This window comes from Streptomyces sp. NPDC127098 (genome assembly GCF_042722465.1).
GTDB classification, from domain to species: domain Bacteria; phylum Actinomycetota; class Actinomycetes; order Streptomycetales; family Streptomycetaceae; genus Streptomyces; species Streptomyces millisiae.
Window position 1 is genome coordinate 1 of sequence record NZ_JBHXFJ010000027.1, and the last position, 20,837, is coordinate 20,837.

A 20,837-nucleotide genomic window follows, 5' to 3' on the forward strand; every position below is an offset into this window, starting at 1 on the left:
GTTCTACGGCCCCGCCGGCGGCGGGGCCGTAGAACCACGCGGGCGGGGGGCTACTCCTCGCCGCCCTCGGCCGCGCCCTCGGCCTCCTCGCCGCCCTCGGCCGGAGCCGACTCCTCGAGCAGGCGCGCGAGCTGCGCTCCCAGCACCCGCTTGAACTTCCGCTGCTGCGGCCTGGTGCGGTCCAGGACCGCCACCTCCAGCTGGTCCGAGGTCAGCGCCCGCTCGGAGCCGTTGCTCTCCCGGGACAGGGCCTCCACGGCGAGGCGCAGCGCCTCGCCCAGGCTCATCCCGTCCTGGTGACGCTGGCTCAGGTAGCTGCTGATCTGGTCCGCGTTGCCGCCGACCGCGACCGAGCCGTGCTCGTCGATGATCGAGCCGTCGTGCGGCAGCCGGTAGATCTCGTCGTCCGCCGGGGTCTCGCCGACCTCGGCGACCAACAGCTCGACCTCGTAGGGCTTCTCGGCCGCGCTGGAGAAGATGTTGCCCAGGGTCTGGGCGTAGAGGTTGGCGAGCCCGCGGGCCGTGACGTCCGCCCGGTCGTAGGTGTAACCGCGCAGGTCGGCGTAGCGGGTGCCGCCGATGCGGAGGCTCTCGTACTCGTTGTACTTGCCGGTCGCCGCGAAGGCGATCCGGTCGTAGATCTCGCTCACCTTGTGCAGCGCGCGCGAGGGGTTCTCGGCGACGAACACGATGCCGTCGGCGTACTGCAGCACGACCAGGCTGCGCCCGCGCGCGATGCCCTTGCGGGCGTACTCGGCACGGTCCGCCATGGCCTGCTGGGGTGAGACATAGAACGGCGTCGACACCGGCGTTCGTCCCTTCAAAGTCCGTCGTCGTAGGTCTTCACGGCAGTCTGCCCGGCGCCCCCGGACGTGGTCCGGCGCGCCGGGCGGTTAGAGCACCGGTGCCTGGGGCCCGTTGGGCAGCTGCAGGCGCCCCTCGAGCACGGTCCCGGCGACCTCCGAGATCTCCGCCTCGGAGAGCCTGCGGAACCCATCCTCGGTGATCACCGCGACGATGGGGAAGATCCGCCGGGTCAGATCGGGTCCGCCGGTGGCGGAGTCGTCGTCGGCGGCGTCGTAGAGCGCCTGCACGACGGCCGTGACCGTCTGCTCCTCGGAGAGGTCGTCGCGGTGCAGCTTCTTGAGCGAGCCGCGCGCGAAGATCGATCCCGAGCCGACGGCGGCGAAGCCCAGCTCCTCGGTACGGCCGCCGGTCACGTCGTAGGAGAAGATGCGGCCCCTGCCTCGCTCCAGGTCGTAGCCGGCGAACAGCGGGACCACGGCCAGGCCCTGCATGGCCATGCCCAGGTTGCCGCGGATCATCGTGGACAGCCGGTTGGCCTTGCCCTCGAGCGACAGCACGTGGCCCTCGACCTTCTCGAAGTGTTCGAGCTCCAGCTGGAACAGCTTGACCAGCTCGACGGCGAGCCCGGCGGTGCCGGCGATGCCGACCGCCGAGTACTCGTCGGCCGGGAAGACCTTCTGGACGTCCCGCTGGGCGATCATGTTGCCCATGGTGGCCCGCCGGTCGCCGGCGAGCACCACGCCGCCCGCGAAGACGGCGGACACGATGGTGGTGCCGTGCACCGTCTCCAACGCGCCCTCCACGGGCGGCAGCACGCGGTTGCCGGGCAGCCGCTCGGGCGCGTGGTCGGAGAGGAAGTCCAGGAAAGAGGAGGACCCCGGCCGCAGGAAGGCCGCCGGGAGTCGCCCCTGGTCATGGGAGTTGGCTGCCACAGGATTCCTTCCAGGTCGTGAACGGTCCGCTGCCCCGGTCGGCGGAGCGGCCGGGGCAGCGGCGCGGTACGCCACGGACCCTACCCGTCAAACACTCATGATCCACATGGGCCACGAGGGCTTCGCGGCGCGGTGGCGGCGGCCTACTGGCCGCCCTTCTGGACGAAGCTGCGCACGAAGTCCTCCGCGTTGGACTCCAGCACCTCGTCGATCTCGTCCAGGACGGAGTCGACGTCGTCCGTCAGCGCCTCCTGCCGCTCCTTGAGCTCCTCGGAGACCTCTGCCTCCGGTGCCTGCTCCTCGGTCTCCTCGCTGGTGCGCGACGACTTCTGCTGGCCGCCGCCGGTGTCCTTGGTCGCCATCTCCCTCACCCCTGCTCAGACTCGACGTATCAGACGTATCAAGATCAGACCCTACTAGCCGGGACCGACATCGGCTCCCCGATCGCCACATCGCCCAGGGGGGCCATCTCCATGATTCCCTGATCAACGGGGAATCAGCCTCCGGAGAGCGACCTGACCAGGTCCTCGGCGGTGGCGCTGCGGTCGAGCAGGTCCTTGACGTGCTCCTTCGTGCCCCGCAGCGGGTCCATGGTGGGTACCCGCTGGAGCGAGTCCCGACCGGGGAGGTCGAAGATCACCGAGTCCCAGGAGGCGGCGGCGACGTCGTCCGCGTACTGCTCGAGGCAGCGCCCCCTGAAATAGGCCCTGGTGTCCTCGGGCGGGGCGACCTGGGCCCGCAGGACGTCCTCGTCGGCCAGCAGCCTGGTCATCCGCCCCCGGGCCGCCAGCCGGTTGTACAGGCCCTTGTCGGGCCTGACGTCGGCGTACTGGAGGTCCACGAGGTGGAGCCTCGCGGCGTCCCAGCCGAGGCCGTCGCGCCGCCGGTAGCCCTCCATGAGCTCCCGCTTGGCCACCCAGTCAAGCTGCCCCGCCAGGCTCATCGGATCGCTCTCGAGCCGGGTGAGGACGTCCTCCCAGCGGGCGAGCACGTCAGCCGTCTGCGGGTCGGCGTCGACGCCCCACCGCTCCTCGACGTACTTCCTGGCCAGCTCGTAGTACTGCATCTGGAGCTGGACCGCGGTGAGCGTCCGGCCGTTGCGCAGGGTGACCAGCTGCTTCAGCGACGGGTCGTGACTGACCCGGTGCAGGGTGCGCACGGGCTGGTCGACGGCCAGGTCGACCGCGATGAAGCCGTCCTCGATCATGGAGAGCACCAGCGCCGTGGTGCCCAGCTTGAGGTAGGTGGAGATCTCGGACAGGTTGGCGTCCCCGATGATCACGTGCAGCCTGCGGTAGCGCTCGGCGTCCGCGTGCGGCTCGTCCCTGGTGTTGATGATGGGGCGCTTCAGCGTGGTCTCGAGACCGACCTCGACCTCGAAGTAGTCGGCACGCTGGCTCAGCTGGAAGCCGTGCTCGCTGCCGTCCTGGCCGATGCCGACCCGGCCGGCGCCGCAGACGACCTGGCGGGAGACGAAGAACGGCGTCAGGTGGCGCACGATCTCCGAGAACGGCGTCTCCCGCTTCATCAGGTAGTTCTCGTGGGTGCCGTAGGAGGCGCCCTTGTTGTCGGTGTTGTTCTTGTAGAGCATGATCGGCTGGGCGCCGGGCACCTCGGCTGCGCGGCGGGCTGCCTCGGCCATGACCCGCTCGCCGGCCTTGTCCCACAGCACCGCGTCCAGCGGGTTGGTCGTCTCGGGTGAGCTGTACTCCGGGTGGGCGTGGTCGACGTAGAGGCGGGCGCCGTTGGTGAGGATGACGTTGGCCAGGCCGATGTCCTCGTCGGTGAGCTGGCTCGCGTCCGCGTTCTCCCTGGCCAGGTCGAAGCCCCTGGCGTCGCGCAGCGGGTTCTCCTCCTCGAAGTCCCAACGAGCGCGCCTGGCGCGGTGCATCGCGGCCGCGTAGGCGTTGACGACCTGGGAGGAGGTGAGCATGGCGTTGGCGTTCGGGTGGCCGGGGACGGACACGCCGTACTCGGTCTCGATGCCCATCACTCGCCGTACAGTCATGCGGCCCTCCTTGCCCGGTGGCGGTCCTGCACCGACCCGTCGCTGCCTACGAGCCTAGGCGACACGGGCTGCGGTGAGGAGGTCACTGCGGGTTTCCTTGGACTGACGTGGCGGGCGCCCGGCGGGCGCCCCCGAGGGGAAAACGCCCGGCTGCGGGGCCGCCGTGGCGTGCCCCGCAGCCGGACGCCGACGCGTCGGACGCGTCCTACAGGTACTGACCCGTGTTCGCCACCGTGTCGATGGAGCGACCGGTGTCGCCGCCCTGCTTTCCGGTGACCAGGGTGCGGATGAAGACGATCCGCTCGCCCTTCTTTCCGGAGATGCGAGCCCAGTCGTCCGGGTTGGTGGTGTTCGGCAGGTCCTCGTTCTCCTTGAACTCGTCCACGCAGGCGGCGAGAAGATGGGAGACGCGCAGACCCTTCTGGTTGTGGTCGAGGAAATCCTTGATGGCCATTTTCTTGGCCCGGTCCACGATGTTCTCGATCATGGCGCCGGAGTTGAAGTCCTTGAAGTAGAGGACTTCCTTGTCGCCGTTGGCGTAGGTCACCTCGAGGAAGCGGTTCTCCTCCGTTTCGGCGTACATCTGCTCGACCACGGTCTGGATCATTCCGGCGACCGTGGCGTCCGCGTTCCCGTTGTGCTCGCCGAGGTCGTCGGCGTGCAGCGGCAGACGCGGCGCGAGGTACTTGGAGAAGATGTCCTTGGCGGCCTCGGCGTCCGGGCGTTCGATCTTGATCTTCACGTCGAGCCGGCCTGGGCGCAGGATCGCCGGGTCGATCATGTCCTCCCGGTTGGAGGCGCCGATGACGATGACGTTCTCCAGGCCCTCCACGCCGTCGATCTCCGAGAGCAGCTGGGGAACGATCGTGTTCTCGACGTCCGAGCTGACACCCGAGCCGCGGGTGCGGAAGAGGGAGTCCATCTCGTCGAAGAAGACGATGACGGGCGTACCCTCACTCGCCTTCTCCCGGGCCCGCTGGAAGACCAGCCTGATGTGCCGCTCGGTCTCGCCGACGTACTTGTTGAGCAGCTCGGGGCCCTTGATGTTGAGGAAGAAGCTCTTCCCCGCGGGCTTGCCGGTGACCTCGGCCACCTTCTTGGCCAGCGAGTTCGCCACCGCCTTGGCGATCAGCGTCTTGCCGCATCCGGGCGGGCCGTAGAGCAGGACGCCCTTGGGCGGGCGCAGCTCGTGCTCGCGGAACAGGTCGGGGTAGAGGTAGGGCAGCTCGACCGCGTCGCGGATGAGCTCGATCTGCCCGCCGAGGCCGCCGATCTGCGTGTAGTCGATGTCGGGGACCTCTTCGAGGATCAGCTCCTCGACCTCGCTCTTGGGCACGACCTCGTAGACGTAGCCGGAGCGCGGTTCGAGCAGCAGGGCGTCGCCGGCCCGCAGCGTCACGTCCATCAGGGGGTCGGCGAGCCGGACGACGCGCTCCTCGTCGGTGTGCCCGACCACCAGGGCGCGCTCGCCGTCCTCGAGGACCTCCTTGAGGGTGACGATGTCCCCGGCGCTCTCGAACTCCATCGCGGAGACGATGTTGAGCGCCTCGTTGAGCATGACCTCCTGGCCACGCCGCAGGTCGTCGAGTTCGATGCCGGGGCTGACGTTGACCCGGAGCTTGCGGCCGCCGGTGAAGATGTCGGCGGTACCGTCCTCGTTGCCGCGCAGGAAGACGCCGAAACCCGAGGGGGGCTGCGCCAGGCGGTCGACCTCTTCCTTGAGGGCGACGATCTGGTCGCGGGCCTCGCGCAGGGTGCTCGCCAGACGCTCGTTCTGCGCGGAGACACCCGCCAGGTTGGTCTGCAGCTCGACGATCCGCTCCTCGAGAATCCGAGTGTGGCGCGGAGAGTCGGCCAGCTTGCGGCGCAGGACGGTGATCTCCTGCTCTAGATCGGCCACCCGCCGGGCCGGGTCGTCGGACCCTCGACCGGGCCGGTCGCCGCGGTTGATGTCGTCGTTCTGGGATACCACGGTCCTCACCTCCTCCAAGGGGAGCTGGACGCTTCCAGACCCTACCTGGACCGGTGCAGTTCGAAACCCCTAGATCAAAAAGACGGTCGGGGTGTGTCCGATCTTCACCCTTGCGCACTCCCTCACGCCAGGGGAATACCCACCCCGCCACGCCGGAAAGCGGCCCGCTGTATGGTCGTAAGCGGTCAACACCCGTCAGGGACGGCTCTCTTTGCCGCAGTTTGACGCAGGCGACACGTAGTGGGTACACGAGGAACGGTAGGCCAGATGACCGTGCGGGACGAGGCGACCGAGGAGCTCGAGGTCTGGATCGATCAGGACCTCTGCACCGGCGATGGGATCTGCGCCCAGTACGCGCCCGAGGTGTTCGAGCTCGACATCGACGGCCTGGCCTATGTGAAGCCGCCGGCGCCCATCGGGCAGGAGGCGGAGCTGCTGACCGAGCCGGGCGCGACGGCGCGGGTTCCGCTCCCGCTGCTGCGCGAGGTGGCCGAGTCCGCGAAGGACTGCCCTGGTCAGTGCATCCACGTGCGCCGGGTGGCGGACCGGACCGAGGTGTTCGGCCCGGACGCGGAGGACCAGGGGAGCTAGACGCTGTCGGGGGCGACGGGCGCGGCGTGCGGTTCCAGGCGGCCGTCGCGCCATGTCCAGGTGATGTCGCGGCGCAGGTCGGGACAGCAGCTCGGGACGTCGGACGAGGAGTAGCCGAGCAGCCGGACGGCGATGTCGGAGCCGCGCACCTCGAGCCGCTCGACGGTCATCCGCTCGGTCGGGTCGACCAGAGTGCCGGCCACGGTGGGCGGCGCGCCGGTCTCGGCGGGCGCGGTGAGCAGGTAGACGCCGTTGGGCGGGGATCCGGAGCCGGCGTCGCAGCGGACCACGGCGACGGTCTCCGGCCGGCCGTCGGCCTGCACGTCCACCTCGGCCCGGTCGATGACGACGACCTCGAGCGGACCGCAGTCCACCGGGTAGTCGGCGGCCTCCGCGTCGGGTGCGGGCGCAGGCGCCGCCGGTTCCTCGACCGCTCCCTCGGCCTCCTCCGCCTCCTCGGCGGCGGGCTCGGGCGCGGGCGCCGCGGCCGGCGCGGTGGCGCCGGCGGGCTCGATGAGGGCCGCGCCACCGGTCACCAGGGCGAGCGCGGCCGCGGTGACGAACCAGTGGGTCAGGCGGGTGCGGGTGTGCGGGAGGTCGTTGCCTGCCGGAAGCACGCGGAGGACTCCAGGGGGACGCGAGGGGAGTGGACACGATGCCGGACCCTGCCCGCCGGCAGGTGCACGGCATCGTGCCACAGGGAGCCCGTCAGGTGAACGGCGGGGTGCCGTTTCCGAAGGACCGTCAGGCGCCCTCCGCGTCCTCCGCGCCGTTCTGCCCGCCCTGTCCGCTCTGCCCGCCTGGGCCCGTGTAGTCGGCGCCGTACGCGCCGGGCGCCGGGCGGCGCCTGCGCCGGGGCGGGACCACGCCGTCGGCGAGCCGGCGGGCGGTGAGCAGGAAGCCGGTGTGGCCGATCATCCGGTGGTCCGGACGGACGGCCAGGCCCTCGACGTGCCAGGTGCGGACCATGGTCTCCCAGGCCGTGGGCTCGTTGAACGCGCCGTGCTCGCGGATGGTCTCGACGGTGCGGGCCAGCTGCGTGGTGGTGGCCACGTAGGCGCACAGGATCCCGCCGGGGACCAGCGCCTTGGCGACCGGGTCCAGGCACTCCCAGGGGGCGAGCATGTCGAGGATGACGCGGTCCACGTCGGTGTCGGAGAGGTTGTCCTGGAGGTCGCCGACCGTGACCCGCCAGGCGGGGTGCGGGCCGCCGAAGTACCGGGCGACGTTCTCCTGGGCGATCCGCGCGAAGTCCTCGCGGCGCTCGTAGGAGTGGAGCATGCCCTGGTCGCCGATGGCGCGCAGCAGGAAGGTGCTCAGCGAGCCCGAGCCGACGCCGGCCTCGACGACCCGGGCACCGGGGAAGATGTCGGCCATGGCCAGGATCTGGCCCGCGTCCTTCGGGTAGACCACGGCGGCGCCGCGTGGCATGGACAGGACGTAGTCGGGGAGCAGGGGGCGCAGCGCGAGATAGTCGACGTTCCCAGTGGTGCGCACGACCGTGCCCTCGGGGGCACCGATCAGCTCGTCGTGGGGAAAGGCTCCCTTGTGGGTGTGGAAGCTCTTCCCCGCTTCGAGCGTGAAGGTGTAGTGGCGTCCCTTGGGATCGGTCAGCTGGACCTGGTCCCCGACCTTGAAGGGCCCGCGTCGGCGGGCCGCACCGGTCGGTTCGGACATGCGGGCAACCTTAGGCGCTCCGTTGGAAGAGCCGCAACGCGCCCCCCTTCAGGCCGCGGCGCCGTCATGGCTGGTCACGCCCGGGGGCGCCTGGGCCGCCGCCGGCCGGAGGGCGGCGCCCGACCGGCTCAGGAGCCGGCGGCCGGCGGGCGGGAGGGGAACGCGGCGGGCCGGGCCATGGCGTCGATGAAGGCGCGCTCGACATCGCTGGTGGAGAGCACGCCGTAGATCTCGCCGGTCTCCTCGACCACCAGGTACTCGGTGGCGGGGGTGGCCCGCAGGTGGTCGAGCAGGCCCTCGCCGGTGAGCCCGGCCGGCACCCGCATCCCCTCGGTGAGGTCCTGGGCGAGTGTGCTGACCGGGACCCAGGGGCGGCGGTGCTGGGGGACGCCGGCGATGCCGGCCTCGCGGACCACGGAGACCGGGGCACCCTGGCCGTCGACCACCACGAGGGCGCGGGCGCCCGCGTCGTTGGCCCGGCGCAGCGCCTCGGAGAGCGGCATCTCGCCCGTGACCGGCACGGCCCGGCGGGTGAGGGCGCGGGCGTTGAGCCCGGGCAGCCGCTCACGGAGCCTGGCCATGCGGAGGCTGTTGCCGGCGCCGGTCCAGATGATCGCGGCCAGGATCGCGGCGAGCAGCGCGTCGGTCAGCGTCTCAAGACCGGTGAACGACTCACGCTCGGGCGAGCCCAGGTGGGTGGCGAGCGGAAAGCCGATTAGCACGGCGACGGCGAGCACCCGGCCGGTCCAGGCGGCGGCGACGGTGCCGGTCATCGGGCTGCCCGAGACCTTCCACACGACGGCGCGCAGCATCCGGCCGCCGTCCAGCGGGAGCCCGGGCAGCAGGTTGAAGACGGCGACGATCAGGTTGGAGATCATCAGGCCGGCGAGCAGCACCCCGGGCACGGTGTCGGAGTCGACCAGCAGCATGCCGAGGTAGAAGACGCCGGCGAGCACCAGCGAGAGCAGCGGGCCGACGCCGGCGAGCACGAACTCGCGCCCCGGGGTCTGGGACTCCTTCTCGATCTCGGAGACTCCGCCGAAGAACTGGAGCTGGATCCTGCGGACCGGCAGGTCGAAGCGGATCGCGGCCACGGTGTGGGCGAGCTCGTGGACGAGCACCGAGGCGTAGAAGGCCACCGCGAAGAAGAGCGAGACCAGGTAGCGGCCGCCGCCGAGTTCCGGCAGCACGCGGTCGAGCTGGTTGCCGAAGAACCAGGTGATGAGCGCAGCGACCAGGAACCAGCTGGGGGCCACGTAGACCGGAACGCCATAGACCCTCCCCATCAGGAACCCGCCGCCGGCGCCCTCCTGGCGCCGCGGCTCCCGGGCGTCGGCCTGCCGGCCCTCGGCCCGCGGTGTCCGGTCCGTCTCCGAGTCTCCCACCAGTTCCCCTCGTTGCCTTGTGTCCTCGCGCGCGAAGGCCGCCGCGACGTCGATCGTGCCTGCGCGCGGGCTCTGCCGTCGATGGTATGCCGCCCGCGTGTCAGTGACGCGCCGTAGGGTTCGCTCCATGACTGGGTCCACCGCCACGCCTCCCAACTCACTGTCCCCGTCGAGAGCCGCGGATTTCATGCAGTGTCCCCTGCTGTACCGCTTCCGGGTGATCGACAAACTGCCGGAGGCGCCCAGTGCCGCCGCGACGCGGGGCACGGTGGTGCACGCCGTGCTGGAGCGGGTCTTCGACATGCCGCCCGGGCAGCGGGTGGCGCCCAGGGCGCGGGCGATGGTGGTGCGCGAGTGGGAGCGGCTGTTGGCCAAGCGGCCCGAGCTGGCCGGCCTGTTCCGCGCCGAGGACGCCGACGGGGCCGGGGTGGACGAGGCGCGTCTGGCCGGCTGGCTGGCGGAGGCCGAGGCCCTGGTCGAGCGCTGGTTCTCGCTCGAGGATCCGGGGCGTCTGGAGCCGGCCGAGCGCGAGTTGTTCGTGGAGACCCGCCTGGAGTCGGGGCTCAGGCTGCGCGGGGTGATCGACCGGGTGGACGTGGCGCCCACCGGCGAGGTGCGGATCGTGGACTACAAGACGGGCAAGGCGCCCGGTCCGCGGTTCGAGAACGAGGCGCTGTTCCAGATGAAGTTCTACGCGCTGGTGCTGTGGCGGCTGCGCGGCACCGTGCCGCGCCGGCTCCAGCTGGTCTACCTGGGCAGCGGCGAGGTCCTCACGTACGACCCCGACGAGTCGGACCTGCGGAGCGTGGAGCGCAAGTTGATGGCGCTGTGGGAGGCGATCCGGCGGGCCACCGAGTCGGGGGACTGGCGGCCGAACCCCACGCGGCTCTGCGACTGGTGCGACCACAAGGCGCGCTGCCCGGAGTTCGGCGGCACTCCCCCGCCCTATCCGCTGATGATCCAGCCGGCGCTGCCGGTGGAGCTTCCCGAGCAGACCCGGCCGGGGGCGGCCGAGTCGCTGCCGTGAGTGAGAATGGTGCCCGGCGCGTCGCGCCGCCGGCCGCGTCGTGGGGCGCCGGCCGGTTCCCGCCGACGATGGGTGGCCCATGCCGATCCGCGTTCTGCTGGTGGACGACCAGCCGCTGCTGCGCACCGGTTTCCGGATGATCCTGGAGGCGGAGCACGACGTGGCCGTGGTCGGGGAGGCCGGCGACGGGGTGCAGGCCCTGGAGCAGGTGCGGGCGTTGCAGCCGGACGTGGTGCTGATGGACATCAGGATGCCGCGGATGGACGGCGTGGAGGCGACGCGGCAGATCACCGGGCCCGCGAAGGACGGGCCGGTCAAGGTACTGGTGCTGACCACCTTCGACCTGGACGAGTACGTGGTGGAGGCGCTGCGGGCCGGCGCCAGCGGCTTCCTGCTGAAGGACGCGCCTGCGGCCGAGCTGGTCCAGGCGATCCGGGTGGTGGCGGCCGGCGAGGCGATGCTCGCGCCCAGCGTGACGCGGCGGCTGCTCGACATGTACGCGGAGAAGCTGCCCTCGGGCGAGTCACCGGTCCCGGACGCGCTGAGCACGCTGACCGAGCGCGAGGTCGAGGTGCTGAAGCTGGTGGCGCGTGGTCTCTCCAACGCGGAGATCGCGGCCGACCTGTTCGTCAGCGAGACGACGGTCAAGACCCACGTGGGGCACGTGCTGACCAAGCTGGGGCTGCGCGACCGGGTGCAGGCGGCGGTCTACGCCTACGAGAGCGGCCTGGTGCGCCCCGGCGTCTAGCGGCCGTCAGGAAGTCCTGCCGATCTCCCAGAAGCGGAAGACGGTGGAGGCGTCGAGGGACCACTGGAGCCCGCTGACGTCCTCGCCGGCGACGGCGTACTGCCTGCCCTGCCAGATCGGGATCAGGGGCAGGTCCTCGGCGACGATGTCCTGGATCTCGCCGAAGTCGTCGACCGTCTCGGCGCGGTCCGGCTGGCGCTCGGTGCGTGGGATCAACTCGCCTGTGATCCGGTCGCTGCGGTAGCCGCCGCCCAGCACACCGTCGGGGCCGAAGAAGGGCTCGGTGAAGTTGTCGGGGTCCGGGTAGTCGGGCACCCAGCCGCGCACGTAGGCGCCGTAGTCGCCATCGGTCACGCCGCGGGCGAACTCGTCGGCGTCGACGCTGCGGACGGTGGTGTCGAACAGCCCGCTGGCGTCGAGCTGGGCGGCGATGTGTTCGAAGGCGGCCTCGGTGTCGGGGCCGAACCGCGCCGGGGTGACCCACAGGGTGAGCTCGACGGGCCCGGTGATGTCCTCGGCCCGCAGCGCGGCCTCGGCCCGCGCGCGGTCGGGCTCGTCGCCGTAGGTGTCGTAGAACGCGGTGTTGTGGCCGGTGATCCCGGCGGGGACGACCGAGTAGAGCGGTTCGACGGTGCGCTGGTAGACGTCCCTGGCCAGGGCGGTGCGGTCGAGCAGCCAGGCGACGGCCTGGCGGACCCCGGGGCGGCCGGCGACCGGGTCGTCGACGTTGAAGACGAGGTACTGGGCCTCGGCGCTCGAGCCGTCGACGACCTTGACCCCCTCGCCGCGGCCGGAGCGGGCCGCCGCGTCGAGCTCGGCGGTGTCGGTGGCGCTCAGCCCGCGGTAGGCGACGTCGACGCCGCCGTCGGTGACGGCCTCGCGCAGGGCGCGCTGGTCGCCGTCGAAGAAGCGCAGGGTCACCCCGGAGTTCCTGTGCTGGGCCGGACCGCGGTAGTCGGGGTTGACGGCGAACACGGCCTCGGCCGCGTCGACGCTCTCCAGGGTGTAGGCGCCGGAACCGCTCGCCCGGCCGTCGGTGCGCAGGTCGTCGGCCGGGTACTCGCGGTGGTTGACGATGGAGCCGGCTCCGGAGGCGATCTTCTGCGGGAAGGTCGCGTCCGGCCGGTTGAGGTGGAAGGTGACCGTGTGCTCGTCGGGGGTGTCGATGCGGTCTATGGAGCCGAGCAGCACGGCGGGGCCGCTCGGGTCGTCGATGCGCAGCGTGCGCTCGAAGGAGAACCTGACGTCCTCGGAGGTGAGCTCGTCGCCGTTGCTGAAGGTGAGGTCGTCGCGGAGGGTGCAGGTGAAGCGGCGGCTGGCCCGGTCGGTGAAGCCGCACTGCTCGGCGGCCTCGGGCTGGGGCTCGACGCCGCCCGGCGGGAAGCTGAGCAGCGACTGGAAGACGTTGTTGAAGACCAACCAGGAACCCGGGTCGTAACCGGCGGCGGGGTCGGTGGCCGGCACGGCGTCGGTCATGCCGACCACGATCGGTTCGCCGCTGCCGGGGCCGTCCTCGCCGCCCGCCAGGCAGCCGCCGAGCAGGCCGGCGGCGGCGACCGCGACCAGCGGGAGTGCCGGCCGGGAAACGTGCTTTCTCACCGGTGCCGTCCTCGTCCTGCTCTGCTCACGGATCGACCCTAACGTCAGGGCCGGGGCGGATGGCCGGTGGTGAGGAAGCTCACGGGCCGACCGGGGACGGCTCGGGCCCGAGGTCGATCGCGCCGGCCGGGCCGAGCGGGGTGGCCGCGACGGGGGCGGGGAGGCCGCGCAGGAAGGCCAGGTCGACCTGTTCGAGGGAGGCGATCACGGTACGCCCCGCGGCGGGCGGGATCGGGGCCACGGAGGGCACCGCGACCACCCGGCAGCCGGCGGCCTCGGCGGAGGCCACGCCGGTGACGGTGTCCTCGATGGCGACGCACCTGGTGGGGTCGGCGCCGAGCCGGGCGGCGGCGGTCAGGTAGGGGTCGGGGTGCGGCTTGGTGCGGGACAGCTCGTCGCCGGCGACCGTGAGGGTGAAGTGCTCGGCGCCGAGCGAACGCAGCATCCGGTCGATGACGGTGCGGTGCGAGGCCGAGACCAGCGCGGTGGGGACGCGGTGCGCGGACAGTTCGAGCAGCAGCCGGCGGGCGCCCGGCATCAGCGGCACGCCCCGGTCGAGGCGGCGCAGGAACGCCGCGTTGAGCAGGTCGCGGACCTCGTCCAGGGTGATGTCGGCGCCGGTGACCTCGATCAGGTAGCCGGCGCTGCGGGTCATGGGGCCGCCGACCACGACCTGGCGGTGTTCGTCGGCCAGGACGTGCCCGAGGTCGGCGAACACCTCGACCTCGGCGTCCCACCAGAAGCCCTCGGTGTCGACCAGGGTGCCGTCCATGTCGAGCAGGACGGCCTGCGGGGTCGGGCCGAGGGACAGCCGGGCGTCGACGACCTGGTAGGAAGACGTCATCCGCACACCTCCACGGGGGCAGGAAGGCCGGCCGTCTGCGGGAGACGACCGGCCTGTTCCGGACCGATCAGTTTACTTTGCCGGTGAAAATCCGACGAGTGCCTGCCGGTCCAGTACGCCCGATCGGGTTAGCGTGCGTTGAAATAGTTGGCTTCCGGGTGGTGAAGGATGATCGCGTCCGTGGACTGCTCCGGGTCGAGCTGGAACTCCTCGGACAGGGTGACGCCGATCCGCTCCGAGTCCAGGAGCTGGGCGATCTTGGCCCGGTCCGCGAGGTCGGGACAGGCCGGGTAGCCCAGGGAGTAGCGGCAGCCCTGGTACTCGGTGCGGAACATGCCGTCGAGCTCGGCCGGGTCGCCCCCCGCGATGCCGAGATCGGCGCGGACCCGGGCGTGCCAGTACTCGGCCAGGGCCTCGGCGAGCTGCACGGAGAGGCCGTGGAGCTCCAGGTAGTCGCGGTAGGAGTCGGCGGCGAACAGCTCGGCGGTGGCCTGGCTGACCCGGGGACCGATGGTGACGGTCTGCAGGGCCACCACGTCCGTCTCGCCGGACTCGGCCGGGCGGAAGAAGTCGGCCAGACAGAGGTGGCGGCCGCGACGCTGGCGGGGGAAGGTGAAGCGGGTGCGCTCCTTGCCGTCCTCGTCGAGGATGACCAGGTCGTCGCCCTCGGCGTGGCAGGGGAAGTACCCGTAGACCACGGCGGCCTCGAGCAGGCTGTCGGTGTGCAGCCGGTCCAGCCAGCCGCGCAGCCTGGGCCGGCCCTCGGTCTCCACGAGTTCGGCGTGGTCGGGGCCGCCGTCCCTGGCGGCTTTGAGGCCCCACTGCCCCTTGAACAGCGCGCCCTCGTCGAGCCAGGCCGCGTAGTCCTTCAGCGGGATGCCCTTGACGACCCGGGTGCCGAGGAAGGGCGGGGTCGGGATCGGCACGTCGGTGGCGGTGGCCGAGCGGCGCGGCGCCGGCTCGGCCCCGGTCTCCACGACCTCGGCCCGGGGGCGGGCCGCCACCCGCCGCTTCTTCAGCTCGGGCAGGGTGGCGCCGGGCACGCCGCGCTTGACGGCGACCAGAGCGTCCATCAGCCGCAGCCCCTCGAAGGCGTCCCTGGCGTAGCGGACCTCGCCCTCGTAGATCTCGTGCAGGTCCTGCTCGACGTAGGCGCGGGTCAGGGCGGCGCCGCCGAGGATCACCGGGTAGTCGGTGGCCATGCCGCGCCGGTTCAGCTCCTCCAGGTTCTCCTTCATGATCACCGTGGACTTCACCAGCAGCCCCGACATCCCGATGACGTCGGCGCGGTGCTCGGCGGCCGCGTCGAGGATGGCGCCGACGGGCTGCTTGATGCCGAGGTTGACGACGGTGTAGCCGTTGTTGGTGAGGATGATGTCGACGAGGTTCTTGCCGATGTCGTGGACGTCGCCGCGCACGGTGGCCAGCACGATGGTGCCCTTCCCTGCGTCCCCCGTCTTCTCCATGTGGGGTTCGAGGTGGGCGACCGCCTGCTTCATCACCTCGGCGGACTGGAGCACGAACGGCAGCTGCATCTGGCCCGAGCCGAACAGTTCGCCGACGATCTTCATGCCGGCGAGCAGCGTGTCGTTGACGATCTCCAGGGCCGGGCGCTGGGCCAGCGCCTCGTCCAGGTCGGCCTCCAGGCCGTTGCGCTCGCCGTCGATGATGCGGCGCTTGAGCCGCTCCTCGAGCGGCAGGGCGAGGAGCTCCTGGGTCTTGCCGGCCCGCATGGACTTGGCGTCCACGCCCTCGAAGAGCTGCAGGAAGCGCTGGAGGGGGTCGTAGCCCTCGCGCCGCCGGTCGTAGATCAGGTCGAGGGCGACCTCGACGTGCTCGGGCTCGATCCTGGCGATGGGCAGGATCTTGGCGGCGTGCACGATGGCCGAGTCGAGGCCGGCCCTGACGCACTCGTCGAGGAAGACGGAGTTCAGCACGAGCCGGGCGGCCGGGTTGAGGCCGAAGGAGATGTTGGACAGGCCGAGGGTGGTCTGCACGCGGGGATGGCGCCGCTTGAGCTCCCTGATGGCCTCGATGGTGTTGACGCCGTCCTTGCGGGACTCCTCCTGTCCGGTGCAGATGGTGAAGGTGAGGCAGTCGATGATGATGTCGTGCTCGGCCACGCCCCAGTTGCCGGTGAGGTCGGCGATCAGCCGCTCGGCGACGGCCACCTTGTGCTCGGGGGTGCGCGCCTGGCCGGTCTCGTCGATGGTGAGGGCCATCAGCGCGGCGCCGTGCTCGACGGCGAGGGCGGTCACGGTCGCGAACCGGGAGTCGGGGCCGTCGCCGTCCTCGTAGTTGACGGAGTTGATGACCGCGCGGCCGCCGAGCTTCTCCAGCCCGGCCCGGATCACGGCGGGCTCGGTGGAGTCCAACACGATCGGCAGGGTGGAGGCGGTGGCCAGCCGGCCGGCGAGCTCGCTCATGTCGGCCACGCCGTCCCGGCCGACGTAGTCCACGCACAGGTCGAGCAGGTGGGCGCCCTCGCGGATCTGCTCGCGGGCCAGCTCCACGCAGTCGTCCCAGCGGCCGTCGAGCATGGCCTCGCGGAACTTCTTGGAGCCGTTGGCGTTGGTGCGCTCGCCGATCGCCAGGTAGGAGGCGTCCTGCCGGAACGGCACGGTCTGGTAGAGCGACGCGGCGCCCGGCTCGGGGCTCGGGTCGCGCGGCGGGGGCGTGAGCCGCCCGACGCGCTCGACCACCTGCCGCAGGTGCTCGGGCGTGGTGCCGCAGCAGCCGCCGACCAGGGAGAGGCCGAACTCGGCGATGAAGGACTCGTGCGCGTCGGCCAGCTCGCCCGGGGAGAGCGGGTAGTGGGCGCCGTCCTTGCCGAGCACGGGCAGCCCGGCGTTGGGCATGCAGGAGATCGGGATGCCGGCGTGCCGGGCCAGGTAGCGCAGGTGCTCGCTCATCTCGGCGGGCCCGGTGGCGCAGTTGAGGCCGATCACGTCGATGCCGAGGGGCTCGAGCGCGGTGAGCGCGGCGCCGATCTCGGAGCCGAGCAGCATGGTTCCCGTGGTCTCGACGGTCACCTGCACCATCAACGGCAGCATGGCGCCGGTGGCGGTCAGCGCGCGGCGGGCGCCGAGCACGGCGGCCTTGGTGCCGAGCAGGTCCTGGGAGGTCTCGACGAGCAGCGCGTCGGCGCCGCCCTCGACGAGGCCCTCCGCGTTGCGCTGGTAGGCGTCCCTGAGGGCCGCGAAGCTGGTGTGCCCCAGGGTGGGGAGCTTGGTGCCCGGCCCCATGGAGCCGAGCACCCAGCGCAGGCGACCGTCGGCCGCGGCGAACTCGTCGGCGACGGCGCGGGCGACGGCGGCGCCGGCCGCGGAGAGCTCGCCGATCCGGTCGGCGATCTCGTACTCGCCGAGCGCGCTCAGGTTGGCGCCGAAGGTGTTGGTCTCGACGCAGTCGACGCCGGCCTCGAAGTAGGCGCGGTGGACGTTGCCCACGATGTCGGGGCGGGTGACGTTGAGGACCTCGTTGCAGCCCTCGAGCTGCTGGAAGTCGTCCAGGGTGGGGTCCTGCGCCTGGAGCATGGTGCCCATGCCGCCGTCGGCGACCACGACCCGGGAGGCGAGGGCCTCGCGGAGGGCGGCGGCCCGCTCGGGCTGGGGGACGGTGGAGGGACTGGACGCGGCACTGGACAAGGCCATGGGGAGGCTCCCGGGGATGCGACGGCTGTCGGCTATGCGCCCGGCGGCGAGGCGTTGCCCTCGGGGCGGGCGCACCTGGTCAGGGTAACGGTTGGGGCCCTCCGGGCGGGGAGCCCTTCCGATCCGTGGACGGTCTTAGACTCATTTCTCGACGCCGGGGGTATCGACATGACCCGCTCTCGTTCGACAATGCCGAACGACGCCCGGCACGGGGCGGACGGTGCGAGAAGCAGGGAGGCGACCTCATGGCGCGGACCATCCAGTCGCTCGAACGCGCGGCGGCCGTGCTGCGCCTGCTGGCCGGCGGCGAGCGCCGCCTTGGCCTGTCGGACATCGCCTCCGCCATAGGGCTGGCCAAGGCCACCACGCACGGGCTGCTGCGCACGCTGCAGCAGGAAGGCTTCGTCGAGCAGGACCCGACCTCGGGGAGGTACCAGCTGGGCGCCGAGCTGCTGCGGCTCGGCAACAGCTATCTGGACGTGCACGAGCTGCGCGCCCGCGCCCTGGTCTGGACCGACGACCTGGCGCGGGCCAGCGGCGAGGCGGCGTACCTCGGGGTGCTGCACCAGCGGGGCGTGCTCGTGGTGCACCACGTCTTCCGGCCGGACGACAGCCGGCAGGTGCTCGAGGTGGGTGCCATGCAGCCGCTGCACAGCACCGCGCTCGGCAAGGTGCTCGCGGCCTTCGACCCCGTCGCGCACAACGAGGTGATGGAGGGCGATTTCGCCGCCATCACGGAGCGCACGGTGACCGACCCCGCGGCGTTCGAGGAGAACCTGGAGCTGGTGCGCTCCCGGGGCTGGGCCAGCGACGTCGGCGAGACCTGGGACGGGGTGGCCTCCATCGCCGCGCCCATCCTGGACCGGCGGCGAATGCCGGTGGGGGCCGTGGGAATCACCGGGGCCGTGGAGCGTATGCGGTCCGGCGCCGCGGGGCAGGAGGATCTGGACCCACGCCTCGTGGCCGCCGTGCGGGACTGCGCGCGCTCCGTGTCGCGCGACCTCGGAGCCGGCCGCTTCTAGGACAATCCAGACACCCTTGGGTTATCTGCCGCACAACCCCTTGACGGCGGCGCCCCCGGGGAGAAAACTGCCGTTCGATGGTCGACATTGTCGAACGGTGGACGGTCGTCGGCCAGGAACCCCTGGACGAAGGACAAAGGAGTCACGGGTGTCCAGCTCCGACATCTTCTTCGGCGAGGTCATCGGCACCGCCACACTGATCCTGCTCGGCACCGGCGTCGTCGCCGGCGTCGTCCTCAAGAAATCGAAGGCGTTCGACGCCGGCTGGCTGGCCATCTCCTTCGGCTGGGGCATCGGCGTGCTCTCCGGCGTATACGTGTCCACCCAGCTCTCCGGCGCACACCTGAACCCGGCCGTCACACTCGGCATCGCCATCGACTCCGGCGTGTGGCGCAACTTCGGCACCTACATCGCCGGCCAGATGGTCGGCGCCATGCTGGGCGCCTTCCTCACCTGGATCGCCTACTACGGCCACTTCAAGGCGCACCTCAGCGACCACGAGATCGTCAGCGGCTCCCGCACGCCCGGCGCCAAGGCGTTCGACGAGACGCGCGAGGTCGAGGAGCGGCGCGACGCGGCCGCCGGGCAGCCGGGACCGGTGCTCGGGATCTTCTCCACGGCCCCGGAGATCCGCAACACCGTGCAGAACCTGGCCACCGAGATCATCGGCACCACGGTCCTGGTCCTGCTGGTGCTCGGCATCGGCCTCAACGACGGGCTCACGGTCTCCGGCACCGGCGGCCTGATGGTCGCGCTCGTCGTCGTCGGCATCGGCCTCTCGCTCGGCGGGCCCACCGGCTACGCCATCAACCCGGCCCGCGACCTGGGGCCCCGCATCGTCCACCAGTTGCTGCCGCTGCCCAACAAGGGCAGCTCCGACTGGAGCTACGCGTGGATCCCGGTGGTCGGCCCGCTGGCCGGCGGCGCGGCGGCGGCCGGCATCCACACCGCACTCTTCTGATCCGCCCCAGCCGCCACTCCCCCGCCCGACCGCCGAACCGCCGAACCCGCCGTCACCAGGAGCCGCCGTATGTCGGAAACCCACGAGCCCGCCGACGCCCCGCGCGAGTACATCGCCGCCATCGACCAGGGCACCACCTCGAGCCGCTGCATCGTCTTCGACCGCGACGGCCGGATCGTCTCGGTCGACCAGAAGGAGCACGAGCAGATCTTCCCCAAGCCCGGCTGGGTGGAGCACGACGCCGCCGAGATCTGGACCAACGTCCAGGAGGTGGTGGCCGGCGCCCTGGAGAAGGCCGGCATCACCCGCGAACACGTCAAGGCCATCGGCATCACCAACCAGCGCGAGACCACGCTGCTGTGGGACAAGGCCACGGGCGAGCCGGTGCACAACGCCATCGTCTGGCAGGACACCCGCACCGACGCCCTCTGTCGCGAGCTGGGCCGCAACGTCGGCCAGGACCGCTTCCGCCGGGAGACCGGGCTCCCCCTCGCCTCCTACTTCGCCGGCCCCAAGATCCGCTGGCTGCTGGACAACGTCCCGGGCCTGCGGGAGCGCGCCGACCGCGGCGAGCTGCTCTTCGGCACCATGGACTCCTGGGTCATCTGGAACCTGACCGGCGGGCCCGAGGGCGGCGTGCACGTCACGGACGTCACCAACGCCTCCCGCACCCTGCTGATGAACCTGCGCACCCTCGACTGGGACCAGCGGATCGTCAGCTCCATCGGCGTGCCGCCCTCGGTGCTCCCCGAGATCCGCTCCTCGGCCGAGGTGTACGGCTCGGCCAAGGGCGGCGTGCTGGACGGCGTGCCGGTGGCCTCGGCGCTCGGCGACCAGCAGGCGGCGCTCTTCGGCCAGACCTGCTTCGGCGTCGGCGAGGGCAAGTCCACCTACGGCACCGGAACGTTCCTGCTGATGAACACCGGCACCGAGGCCATCAACTCCTACGCCGGCCTGATCACCACCGTCGGCTACCGGATCGGCGACCAGGCCCCGGTCTACGCGCTCGAGGGCTCCATCGCCATCACCGGCGCGCTGGTGCAGTGGATGCGCGACCAGATGGGCCTCATCAACAGCGCCGCCGAGATCGAGACCCTCGCCCGCTCCGTCGAGGACAACGGCGGCGCCTACTTCGTGCCCGCCTTCTCCGGGCTCTTCGCCCCCTACTGGCGCTCCGACGCCCGGGGCGTCATCTCCGGGCTCACCCGCTACGTCACCAAGGCGCACATCGCCAGGGCCGTGCTGGAGGCCACCGCCTGGCAGACCCGCGAGATCGTCGACGCCATGAAGAAGGACTCCGGCATGGAGCTCACCACCCTCAAGGTGGACGGCGGGATGACCTCCAACAACCTGCTGATGCAGAACATCTCGGACTTCCTCGACGTGCCCGTGGTGCGCCCGATGGTCTCCGAGACCACCTGCCTGGGCGCCGCCTACGCGGCGGGTCTCGCGGTGGGCTTCTGGACCGACATCGAGGACCTGCGCCACAACTGGCGCCGGGCCGCCGAGTGGACCCCGCAGATGGACGCGGCCGAGCGCGACCGCGAGTACAAGTTCTGGCTCAAGGCCGTGCAGCGGACCATGGGCTGGCTGGACGAGGAGAACTGACGA

General features: G+C 71.5%; 17 protein-coding genes. 6 read left to right on the forward strand and 11 right to left on the reverse strand.

The features are described from left to right. Positions 1 to 50: 50 nt before the first annotated feature. The 5 genes from prcA to arc all read right to left on the reverse strand — a co-directional run bounded on the left by prcA (position 51) and on the right by arc (position 5,737). Complete coding sequence (prcA, locus tag ACFWI8_RS18515) at positions 51 to 806, reverse strand: proteasome subunit alpha (RefSeq protein ID WP_387092404.1); 756 nt, start codon at positions 804 to 806, stop codon at positions 51 to 53. An 87-nt stretch (positions 807 to 893) separates the two neighbouring features. Next, a complete protein-coding gene (prcB, locus tag ACFWI8_RS18520) occupies positions 894 to 1,739 on the reverse strand; it encodes a proteasome subunit beta (RefSeq protein ID WP_311603487.1) in 846 nt (281 codons plus the stop codon). Between the two features lie 143 nt (positions 1,740 to 1,882). Next, positions 1,883 to 2,101: a ubiquitin-like protein Pup gene (locus ACFWI8_RS18525; RefSeq protein ID WP_132930409.1), complete on the reverse strand. Its 219-nt coding sequence runs from the start codon at positions 2,099 to 2,101 to the stop codon at positions 1,883 to 1,885. A gap of 134 nt (positions 2,102 to 2,235) precedes the next feature. Further along, positions 2,236 to 3,747: a depupylase/deamidase Dop gene (gene dop, locus ACFWI8_RS18530; protein ID WP_387092409.1), complete on the reverse strand. Its 1,512-nt coding sequence runs from the start codon at positions 3,745 to 3,747 to the stop codon at positions 2,236 to 2,238. A gap of 205 nt (positions 3,748 to 3,952) precedes the next feature. Next, the gene (gene arc, locus ACFWI8_RS18535; RefSeq protein ID WP_387092412.1) at positions 3,953 to 5,737 is read right to left on the reverse strand and encodes a proteasome ATPase; all 1,785 of its coding nucleotides are present in this window, start codon (positions 5,735 to 5,737) and stop codon (positions 3,953 to 3,955) included. 249 nt (positions 5,738 to 5,986) lie between these two features. Here arc and ACFWI8_RS18540 point away from each other — a divergent pair, with 249 nt between their 5' ends. Then, on the forward strand, positions 5,987 to 6,310 hold the full coding sequence (locus ACFWI8_RS18540) for a ferredoxin (RefSeq protein ID WP_311603480.1): 324 nt from the start codon (positions 5,987 to 5,989) through the stop codon (positions 6,308 to 6,310). Here ACFWI8_RS18540 and ACFWI8_RS18545 read toward each other — a convergent pair. The 3 genes from ACFWI8_RS18545 to ACFWI8_RS18555 form a co-directional block, all read right to left on the reverse strand. Next, a complete protein-coding gene (locus ACFWI8_RS18545) occupies positions 6,307 to 6,927 on the reverse strand; it encodes a hypothetical protein (protein ID WP_387092416.1) in 621 nt (206 codons plus the stop codon). The two genes, ACFWI8_RS18540 and ACFWI8_RS18545, sit on opposite strands and share 4 nt — an antisense overlap. A gap of 127 nt (positions 6,928 to 7,054) precedes the next feature. Then, the gene (locus ACFWI8_RS18550) at positions 7,055 to 7,987 is read right to left on the reverse strand and encodes a tRNA (adenine-N1)-methyltransferase (protein ID WP_387092419.1); all 933 of its coding nucleotides are present in this window, start codon (positions 7,985 to 7,987) and stop codon (positions 7,055 to 7,057) included. 128 nt (positions 7,988 to 8,115) lie between these two features. Further along, positions 8,116 to 9,372, reverse strand: coding sequence for a site-2 protease family protein (locus ACFWI8_RS18555; protein ID WP_387092421.1), 1,257 nt, complete (start codon positions 9,370 to 9,372; stop codon positions 8,116 to 8,118). A 127-nt stretch (positions 9,373 to 9,499) separates the two neighbouring features. On the opposite strand from ACFWI8_RS18555, the gene ACFWI8_RS18560 reads away from it, so the two are divergent. Both ACFWI8_RS18560 and ACFWI8_RS18565 read left to right on the forward strand, forming a co-directional pair. After that, positions 9,500 to 10,399: a PD-(D/E)XK nuclease family protein gene (locus tag ACFWI8_RS18560; protein ID WP_311603472.1), complete on the forward strand. Its 900-nt coding sequence runs from the start codon at positions 9,500 to 9,502 to the stop codon at positions 10,397 to 10,399. Between the two features lie 79 nt (positions 10,400 to 10,478). Further along, positions 10,479 to 11,147, forward strand: coding sequence for a response regulator (locus tag ACFWI8_RS18565; RefSeq protein WP_387092424.1), 669 nt, complete (start codon positions 10,479 to 10,481; stop codon positions 11,145 to 11,147). Positions 11,148 to 11,153: 6 nt separating this feature from the next. Here ACFWI8_RS18565 and ACFWI8_RS18570 read toward each other — a convergent pair whose 3' ends face one another. The 3 genes from ACFWI8_RS18570 to metH form a co-directional block, all read right to left on the reverse strand. After that, positions 11,154 to 12,746: an ABC transporter substrate-binding protein gene (locus ACFWI8_RS18570; protein ID WP_387092427.1), complete on the reverse strand. Its 1,593-nt coding sequence runs from the start codon at positions 12,744 to 12,746 to the stop codon at positions 11,154 to 11,156. Positions 12,747 to 12,825: 79 nt separating this feature from the next. After that, the gene (locus ACFWI8_RS18575; protein ID WP_387092429.1) at positions 12,826 to 13,590 is read right to left on the reverse strand and encodes an HAD family hydrolase; all 765 of its coding nucleotides are present in this window, start codon (positions 13,588 to 13,590) and stop codon (positions 12,826 to 12,828) included. Positions 13,591 to 13,718: 128 nt separating this feature from the next. Continuing rightward, the gene (gene metH / locus ACFWI8_RS18580) at positions 13,719 to 17,243 is read right to left on the reverse strand and encodes a methionine synthase (protein WP_387092432.1); all 3,525 of its coding nucleotides are present in this window, start codon (positions 17,241 to 17,243) and stop codon (positions 13,719 to 13,721) included. 245 nt (positions 17,244 to 17,488) lie between these two features. On the opposite strand from metH, the gene ACFWI8_RS18585 reads away from it, so the two are divergent. The 3 genes from ACFWI8_RS18585 (at position 17,489) to glpK (ending at position 20,834) form a co-directional block, all read left to right on the forward strand. Beyond that, complete coding sequence (locus tag ACFWI8_RS18585; protein ID WP_387092434.1) at positions 17,489 to 18,265, forward strand: IclR family transcriptional regulator; 777 nt, start codon at positions 17,489 to 17,491, stop codon at positions 18,263 to 18,265. A gap of 148 nt (positions 18,266 to 18,413) precedes the next feature. Then, positions 18,414 to 19,226 carry an MIP/aquaporin family protein gene (locus ACFWI8_RS18590; protein WP_387092437.1) on the forward strand — a complete coding sequence of 271 codons (813 nt, stop codon included), beginning with the start codon at positions 18,414 to 18,416 and terminating at the stop codon, positions 19,224 to 19,226. Between the two features lie 69 nt (positions 19,227 to 19,295). Next, positions 19,296 to 20,834, forward strand: coding sequence for a glycerol kinase GlpK (glpK, locus tag ACFWI8_RS18595; protein ID WP_387092439.1), 1,539 nt, complete (start codon positions 19,296 to 19,298; stop codon positions 20,832 to 20,834). Positions 20,835 to 20,837: the final 3 nt, after the last annotated feature.